10 protein-coding genes and 2 pseudogenes are annotated in these 7,507 nt (G+C 48.7%); 1 reads left to right on the forward strand and 11 read right to left on the reverse strand.

The window, feature by feature from the left end; all coding sequences use genetic code 11:
* Positions 1–72: 72 nt before the first annotated feature.
* From Q1A48_RS20140 to Q1A48_RS20190, 11 genes and pseudogenes are all read right to left on the reverse strand, one after another.
* Positions 73–498: a hypothetical protein gene (locus Q1A48_RS20140; RefSeq protein WP_299948500.1), complete on the reverse strand. Its 426-nt coding sequence runs from the start codon at positions 496–498 to the stop codon at positions 73–75.
* A gap of 715 nt (positions 499–1,213) precedes the next feature.
* Complete coding sequence (locus Q1A48_RS20145; protein WP_299948502.1) at positions 1,214–1,426, reverse strand: hypothetical protein; 213 nt, start codon at positions 1,424–1,426, stop codon at positions 1,214–1,216.
* A gap of 227 nt (positions 1,427–1,653) precedes the next feature.
* Positions 1,654–2,037 (reverse strand): hypothetical protein, encoded by a 384-nt coding sequence (locus tag Q1A48_RS20150; protein WP_299948504.1) that lies wholly within the window; start codon positions 2,035–2,037, stop codon positions 1,654–1,656.
* Between the two features lie 61 nt (positions 2,038–2,098).
* A complete protein-coding gene (locus tag Q1A48_RS20155) occupies positions 2,099–2,350 on the reverse strand; it encodes a DUF4043 family protein (protein ID WP_366523455.1) in 252 nt (83 codons plus the stop codon).
* 21 nt (positions 2,351–2,371) lie between these two features.
* The gene (locus Q1A48_RS20160; protein ID WP_299948506.1) at positions 2,372–2,635 is read right to left on the reverse strand and encodes a hypothetical protein; all 264 of its coding nucleotides are present in this window, start codon (positions 2,633–2,635) and stop codon (positions 2,372–2,374) included.
* On the reverse strand, positions 2,632–3,141 hold the full coding sequence (locus Q1A48_RS20165; protein WP_299948507.1) for a hypothetical protein: 510 nt from the start codon (positions 3,139–3,141) through the stop codon (positions 2,632–2,634). Before Q1A48_RS20165 ends, Q1A48_RS20160 begins: the two co-directional genes overlap by 4 nt.
* A gap of 343 nt (positions 3,142–3,484) precedes the next feature.
* Positions 3,485–4,183, reverse strand: a complete 699-nt coding sequence (locus Q1A48_RS20170) for an outer membrane beta-barrel protein (RefSeq protein ID WP_299948508.1) — start codon at positions 4,181–4,183, stop codon at positions 3,485–3,487.
* Between the two features lie 448 nt (positions 4,184–4,631).
* Positions 4,632–4,784 (reverse strand): annotated as a pseudogene (locus Q1A48_RS20175) (IS256 family transposase); the annotation flags it as partial.
* Positions 4,783–5,031, reverse strand: a pseudogene (locus tag Q1A48_RS20180) (IS256 family transposase); the annotation flags it as partial. The pseudogenes Q1A48_RS20180 and Q1A48_RS20175, both read right to left, overlap by 2 nt.
* A 66-nt stretch (positions 5,032–5,097) precedes the next feature.
* Positions 5,098–5,514, reverse strand: coding sequence for a D-Ala-D-Ala carboxypeptidase family metallohydrolase (locus tag Q1A48_RS20185; RefSeq protein ID WP_299948509.1), 417 nt, complete (start codon positions 5,512–5,514; stop codon positions 5,098–5,100).
* On the reverse strand, positions 5,514–5,981 hold the full coding sequence (locus tag Q1A48_RS20190; RefSeq protein WP_299948510.1) for a hypothetical protein: 468 nt from the start codon (positions 5,979–5,981) through the stop codon (positions 5,514–5,516). Before Q1A48_RS20190 ends, Q1A48_RS20185 begins: the two co-directional genes overlap by 1 nt.
* Positions 5,982–6,230: 249 nt before the next feature.
* Between Q1A48_RS20190 and Q1A48_RS20195 the strand changes: the two genes are divergently transcribed.
* Entirely contained in the window at positions 6,231–7,436 is a 1,206-nt protein-coding gene (locus tag Q1A48_RS20195; protein WP_299948511.1) for a hypothetical protein, read from the forward strand.
* The last annotated feature ends 71 nt before the right edge of the window (positions 7,437–7,507 follow it).

Genomic DNA, 7,507 nt, shown 5'->3' on the forward strand with positions numbered 1-7,507 from the left:
ATCGAAAGTAGGTTTGGTCATAGATCATCTCTTTTTTGCTAATGATAAAGAAATGACACAGAATTCTGAACACTACCGATACTTTTTCTCATTTTCAGGCACTGACTCATATGGATTGCTGAACTCAACATCTGATATGTGCAAGTTGTTTGGATAAACCCTAGCAAGAAGAAGTTGACCACAAATATTACGATCTAGCTCAGCATCTTGTACTTTGGCGTGCACAAGCATTATGTCTTGAAGGACTTCTCTTTTCATAACCTTCTCGACTTCTCTGAAAAGGAAAGGATTTCCGTTATCAAAGTGTTCGCTTAGCTTACGCGGGTCAACTTTGGCTCCTGACTCAATATAATGCATCCATGCATTTCCGCCGATCTCACATAAGCAATTTGGCTCAAGTTTAGCAATGGCATCTATGTCTTTAAGAAAGTAGTAATCGAAGCTGACATCAGCTTCGAATTTTTCTTGCACATCTTCAGCTGGATATATCTCTTCCATGCCTCCTCGATCTCCTTAGCATTTAACGTCCGCAACACTGGGCAAATTGGAACGCAGCGTAAATTTGTTCCGAGTGTTTGCGCTTGTTAGGCGCGTTTAAGTTGGCCATACAACTTCGTTCTTTGTTTGCTTTTTGAGGGTAAACGTAGTCGATCTATCTGTCTCTTCCTGATCTTGCCATTTCAACGTTACCCGAAGACTGTTCACGTCCGAGAATTGGTCTGAAGACCTCATATCTAGAACTCGATAGCGGTATAAGCGGTATCCATTTTCTAAGAGTTTTACTGAGACTTCCCCATTTATCAATGACCTATGGACCTCACCTGTCTCTGAAGATTCGACTGTAATAGACCTAAGCCTAATTAGTTTATCAGCCCTCTGAACCACATACATATAGGCAGTTGCCGAATATCCAGGCCAGAAACTATGAAAGTCTATGACGAAATACGGTAACTTGGTTCCCGCAAGCTCCGATATCAATTGTGGATCAGACTTAGACCACTGCAAGCTTTTCCGATCAGATTCCGTTTCTTCATGAACAAAATGATATACCTCCGCTGTTTGGCAGCCGGCTATAGTGAGGGTCAATAAAACAAATAAGAATCTATAAAGCATGGCAACCGCCTAACGCCTTTGTAGCGGGCCGCGTTGCTGCGAAGCAGCGCTTTTAGCGGTCCAGCCCGAAGGCGACAACACCGCCTTGTTAGGCTTGTTGCTAAGCCACATTATCATTGGGAACAGTACTTTCACTAAATAAAGGCATTAATAAAAATACGATGTAGGCTAGCCACGAAAATATAAGTACAGCTACAAGCCAGAAAAACTTACTCCAACCACTAACTTTTTTTGAGATTGCTACATGCACCAGTGGGAACACAAGTAAAAATAAAATTATAAGTTGCCATATGCTAATACCGCCAACACCCATTGTGACTCTCCTATGTCAATATATTTTCTTAGCCTAACAGTTTATTAAAGAGCCAATAGCCTTTGAAGACATTCCATCCCAAAGTAAATCAATGAGTTAGAGAAGATTCTCTGTGGATATCAGCCATGGCTCTTTAACTCGGGGCTTAACGTATATTATTTTCTGTAAGACTGAACTGTCAATGCGCCACTTTATGCATGAGCAATTGCACAATATTTGACCAAGACTCAAGCCCCGACGTACACATACTCAACAATACACTCCACTTCCCCGGTAGCACTACCGCCCGCCAGGGTTAATTGCAGCTCGGTAGGCTCGGGAAGCAACAGTGATTTGCCGGTATACAAAGTGTTGCCTGCAGAATCGGTCGCAGTTGCAGGCAAAATCGGAGTGGAGCTGGTATCACCAACCGCATTGACGGCAATCGTGGTGGACGCACCAAGGGCATCGTTAACCATGCGAAGGCCAGTGATTCTGGTCATCGCCGGTAACCTCAGTACAGCACCCGCTGTACCTCCGCCATCGCCTTCAAAAATGGCCTTGCCGGTGGCAACACACAGATTGCCGTATTCACCATTCTGCTGAATGGTGTTCAGGTTTGGGGTTTTCATATTGGAGTGCTCCAGTAATTAAAAAAGAGGGTGAACACGCGAGGGCCGAAGCCCCCGCCAATCAGTTACCGCTTACCGCTGTGTCATGCACCATCACACCGTGGTCGTTAATACGACCGTTGGTGCCCTTAAAGCGGATCTTGGCTTTGCCGTTCATCCAGGAAATCGAGTGCTCCACCACGTTTTCATGGTCGGTCTTCTCTTCGTGCATGGAAAAGTGCATACCGCCTTTGGCCTTTTTGCCACTGCGGCCGTAGGCATTGGCGAGTGCCTGGCCGCCCAGGAGGATTGCGCGATCGATAGTGGTACTCACGGTCTGAGTGGTAGTTGGCCATTACTCTCCTCTCTCTATCAACCGCTCCAGCTTGCTATCAATGCGCTGGAGCCGGGTTCGGATATCGTCTTTGAATTCAGCGATGTGCTTCTGCTCCAGAGAACGCATTTGTGATTCATGCTTGATTGCCTGGGCATTTGCTCCTACCCGCTTTTCTACATCAGAGCCCCAGGTGAATAGAGCAACAGCCAAGAGGATGATGCTTACTATCTGAGTGATAGAGATGCTTTTGCTCAGGTGCCAGTGCTCGGGTTGTGTGTTCATGGCTTCACCATTGCCTGTGCCTTTTCCTTACTGCCCTGGCTGGAGCCAAACCAGAACTGCAGGATCATGGGAATGGCCCCGGTGATCACACCCAACATCAGGGTGCCGGTTTGCTCAATGGCCGGGGTCATAGTGATCTCACCGGAGAACAGGGCGAATGTCAGCGCGAAGTACCCAGTGATAAACACAAACGACAGTGCTATCTGTGCCGTTAGGCCACCCTTGATCCCCATTTGCCGAGCGCTCTTGCGGTCCTCCACTTCGAGCCGGTACACATCAATATTCAGCTCACGCATCTTGAGCTTGAACTGGTTGTCAAGGCTGCGTAGTTCCAGTAGCTGTTCAGGGCTCGCATTCAGTACCAGATCAGCAATATCCTGCTCAGTGGCCTTTTCATCTCCCAGTAAGGCACCAGCCAGGAACTTGACTGCCGTTCCCGCAACAGGGCCACCCAGGGCTGCGCCCAGAGTCGGGGCAACGCTTTTAACTATCGCTTTCCAGTCCATTAGTAGCTCCAGATTGTGGGGCCTAGGGAATTAGCTTTCTCCAGGCGTAAAAAAACCGGCTCAGGGGCCGGTTGAGTTAGTTGGGCATTAATTAAGTCAGTTGAAAAGGAATTTCAATCCAATAAGAATCAAGAAAGGGAATGGTAAGGCATACCAAATCGCACACCGGGTGATATAGAAGGATACTCTTTGATCGTGGTCACAAGACTTGGCGGCTGACAACAAGCATAAAGGGATATTTTCACAGTATCTCTGGAGCGGAGTGTATTCTTCTATTCTGTATTTTTAGCAGAGGGAAATTCAGCAGCCGGTTCGGCTGCTGAAAAAGGCATTTGAGCGACCTTTAAAAGTTGTAGGTCAGTGCCAGGGAAGAAAGACTGGGTTTATCTTCATTCATTTCAAAAATAGTGTGCTCTAGGCTAAGGCTCCAGTTTTCGTTGAAGTTCCATCCAGCGGAAATGCCATAGTAGAGATCACTATCGTGAATGCGCTCTTTGTCAGATTCTTCATAGTTATAAGTATCAGTATATGTTACACTTCCACTGTTATCAGTCTCGGTGTATTTCGTGTTGGAAGTAAATTTATATTTCAAATCCGCATCCCACGAGTGGAACCCTGTGCGTATTCCAGCATAAAAATCTTTGGTTACATCAGTGGTTAAGAATATACCCAACATTTTTGATTTTCTGCTGAGAGTTGTCTCTAATCTATTTTCACGCTCGTAGGTATCGGAATAATAACCATAATCAAAGTTATTTGAACGTACCTCACTGACACTACTGTCAGCATCTCCCAGATCTGCATAGCCAGCTTCAAGGGCGATGAAGTTGTCAAGACGATAGCCTAAAGCTAGGGACCAGCCTTTAGGGTTGGAAAGTTTTACACTTAGGTTTTCCTGATCTTCAAGTGAAGGAAAATCCGTGTCTAGCTTTCCATCCGGGTCTACCTTTCCATAAGAAGACTTAAGGTAGAAGTTACTTTCCGTTGCCATAGTGTTGGATGCGAAAAAGAGGATGGCGGCGGCAAGAATTAATCTGTTCAAAAGATATCCTTAAATAAATGCAAAAGTACTATCTAATTCGAAAATAGGTACTGGTGAAACTTCTGTGGTAGTGCAGCTCAAACCACCTACTTTTAGTGTGGGCTGTCAAGAGATAACTGCTTTGTTAACAGCAGGCAAACACATATCAGCTCCCAAGTGCGGCGCATATTGCAACATCAAGCACCCCTGGTCAATAGTCAATTAAAGTCCACTTTACAGGCTTGACCCTCTCCTCTCTTAAACATCGAGACACCATGTTCCAGAATGACTACTTCCTAAGTAGCCTTACTAGACCGAGGGTTAGGGTTCAATTTGATGTGCTCAATCTGAGCCGCTGGATGGTCAGTCAGAGATGTGTCACCAATAGGCAAACATGGAGATACTGAGAGCTTTCTGGCTGCGCGCCTAAATTAGAGGGTGTTCAAAACTCTGTGTCAGCCAAGTAGCCTCATAGGCTGATATATTTCTCCAGGCGATCCGGGAAGTGAATTGTCAGCTGTGACAGCGTCAAGTTCCAGTTCTGGATCGGGTGCGTCCAGCGCTCGGAGGCTTTCAGTATACCGGCGTAAAGCAGCTTGAGTAAGCTGTTCTCATCGGCAAACCTTCGGCACCTTCACCTTTACTGGTCCAATCCCGGTCTGTATATCACGCTCTGGCAGGTGACCATTGCGGACGACAGCAGCGCGACCATCATCCAGATGGCGGCTTTCAAATCCTTCCATGAAGGTCGATAGCTCGGCTTCAATCGCCTGCTGCAGCAGCTCACGTGCGCCTCGGCGCAAAAGCTCGGTCAGCGGGTCAGCGGCCTCCTGTCGACCTGTAAACTCAACAACGGTATTCTTGTTCATAGCGGCGTACTCTCGGTTGGTTTCATTGTTTGGTGACAACAAATCAACCAGATACGCTGCGTTCTTTCAAACCCTCAAACACCAGATTTGGTTATAACTCCAATAGCTCCAGAACGTGGGCCGGGTACGCTCGCCCGGTACGAGTTTCAGGTCATCCAGGTGCAGGAATCGGCCCTTGTGGGTGCCCTTCTGCTTTACGCCAATACCAGTAAACCCCTCCTCCAGCGCGATCCCCAGCAGCTCATAGGCATGCCCACCAGAAACTGATACATCCACAGCCTGCCCGGTAGTGTGTGTCATGGTCGATCCGATCCTGGCGCAATGGTCCTGGCAGCGGTAACCGGAGGTGATCACCATCGGCTTGTTGAGGCGCACCCGGTCAGTCATGGGGCGCACGTCGTCCGCCTGCAGTACCGCGGCCACGGTATTGAGCAGTGCCGGCTCCGTACTGCCGTCGCCGTTGCGGGCGAGAATGGAAACCACTACCTCGCGCCGGGGCCGGGACTGGTGGCACTGGCATCGAGCACGCCGGGGTCGGCGCCCAGGGCGTGATAAATATAGGCGCCCTCGGGGGCGAGCTGGATGCGGCGGCGGAATTCGGTATTGGATTCCAGGGTGGGATCGATACCGTTTTGCGGATCACCTGGGTCGAGCACCCGACGCTGTACGCCGAAGAGTGCGCCTAGCTGGTCCAGGTCTTCGTCTTCCGCATAGGCGAGCATCACGGCGCGGGCGGCGTTGTTGACGCGCTGGCGCAGCAGCAGTTCGCGGTAAGCGGCCACCTCCAGAATTTTATAGGCGGGGTCCGCCTCGGTCAGCGCGTCGAAAGTGGGGTCGCGACCCTGCAGATCGGACAGCATGGCGCCGAAGATGGACCCGAAATCGAGTGCTTCCACAACGTCCGGCTCGGGCAGCCGGGAGGGACCGACAGCGGTAAAGGTATTGGCCATGCTCGCGATGGTGCGCGAGGCGCGAAGGAGGTGCAGTGGGAACCGCTTGTATTGGCGGGGGTTACAAAGCGATGGGAACAGGTAAGCTTCCGAACTGTAAAATTTTCTATTAACTGGAATAGTGCGCGAAAAGCTTCAATATATTCCGCACTCACGTATTGGTTGCACAGCAGGTATTAGCAACCTTATGATTCGCTCGAAATAAGGAAATTTTCCCAGACAACCGGCCTGGCCGAGAGGAATTCAAAAATGTCTTTTCATTTTTCACTTGTCTGCCGTAAGTTGTTTCGCATAGTTCCACCCGTTTGTTTTGCGTTGTTTCTACTAATACCCATCAATCGTGTCTATGCACAAGACCCGCCCTTCTCCTTGATTGGTCAGTTAGGTCTACCCGGTATCACCGATGTTGTTGTAAGTAACAATATTGCCTACGTTTGCGGCAATAATGGTATCAGCGTCGTCGACATTTCCTCTCCGGATAGCCCTGTTCTGATTAACACCGTCGGTTTTAGCGCTACTACTTGCACGATTAATAACAGTCTATTGGCGGCGGTGACTTCGGGTTCGGGGTTTCCTTTCAGGCTCTATTCGCTAAGCCCTGACCCGCAAACACCGATTTTACTCGGCAGTACCACCATACCTTATGCTTTTCCCGGAAGACCGCTGATTATTAACCAGCATGCTTACGTTAGGCAGTTACTGTTCTGCTTTTTCATTTCCAATAACGACATTTTCAGTCAACATGGCGACTTGTTGTCGATAGCTATCGGAAATATCGCTGCGCCGGCCTTGGATACTGTTTTGTTTAATGACAACGGACCCAGAGGGGAGCCAGGCGAAACACCCGGCTGTGGCGAGAATGGCGGTAACTTTAATGTATTCAATATCGCACAAACTGACGCCACAACGATACTATTGACTAGCACGACCGCCACTGGCGGTGATACACAAACTGGTATTGGACGTATCCGTGTTGTAGATATCAGTAATCCGTCAAGTCTTGTCGTTTTAAACAACAATGAACTGCAAATACCCGGCACAGTGCAAACTGTAGGTTTGGCGGTACAAGGCAACCAGGCGCTTGTGAGCGCCAGTACCGGTGGCTGGAATGATGGCAGCCCGATTACGCTTGGGCTGACGGGTAGCATAGTACTCGCTGTGCTTGATGTGAGCGACGCCGATGCGCCTATGCTACTGGCCAGCGAAATCTTAGACCGGGACTCCATTGGTGTGGGTAATGTCGTCAGCCTGAGCAATAATCGCTATGTTTTCCCAAGCTTTGGTTTTTTCAATGATCCAGACTTGCTGTACTTGGTTGATGCCAGTGACCCAGCGAATTTGATTATTGACCAGATTGAAGTGCCGGAGAATATCACTCATTTGAGCGTTTCAGACAATTTGATCTATACAGCAAGTGCTGCCGGGCTGCTTATCTATCAGGTTGGCATCAAGTAAATATCCACCGGCAAAGCCGGTGGCTTTAATCGTGAACCGCTCAAAGCGGTCTGTACGGAACTAACGTTCCT

Origin of the sequence: uncultured Microbulbifer sp. (assembly GCF_947489355.1) — a bacterium.
Classification (GTDB): domain Bacteria; phylum Pseudomonadota; class Gammaproteobacteria; order Pseudomonadales; family Cellvibrionaceae; genus Microbulbifer.

Bases quoted from the DNA above. Each gene is read 5' to 3' on its own strand.
- Q1A48_RS20140 (WP_299948500.1), bottom strand. From the start codon at position 498: ATGGAAGAGATATATCCAGCTGAAGATGTGCAAGAAAAATTCGAAGCT.
- Q1A48_RS20145 (WP_299948502.1), bottom strand. From the start codon at position 1,426: ATGGGTGTTGGCGGTATTAGCATATGGCAACTTATAATTTTATTTTTA.
- Q1A48_RS20150 (WP_299948504.1), bottom strand. From the start codon at position 2,037: ATGAAAACCCCAAACCTGAACACCATTCAGCAGAATGGTGAATACGGC.
- Q1A48_RS20160 (WP_299948506.1), bottom strand. From the start codon at position 2,635: ATGAACACACAACCCGAGCACTGGCACCTGAGCAAAAGCATCTCTATC.
- Q1A48_RS20165 (WP_299948507.1), bottom strand. From the start codon at position 3,141: ATGGACTGGAAAGCGATAGTTAAAAGCGTTGCCCCGACTCTGGGCGCA.
- Q1A48_RS20190 (WP_299948510.1), bottom strand. From the start codon at position 5,981: ATGGCCAATACCTTTACCGCTGTCGGTCCCTCCCGGCTGCCCGAGCCG.
- Q1A48_RS20195 (WP_299948511.1), top strand. From the start codon at position 6,231: ATGTCTTTTCATTTTTCACTTGTCTGCCGTAAGTTGTTTCGCATAGTT.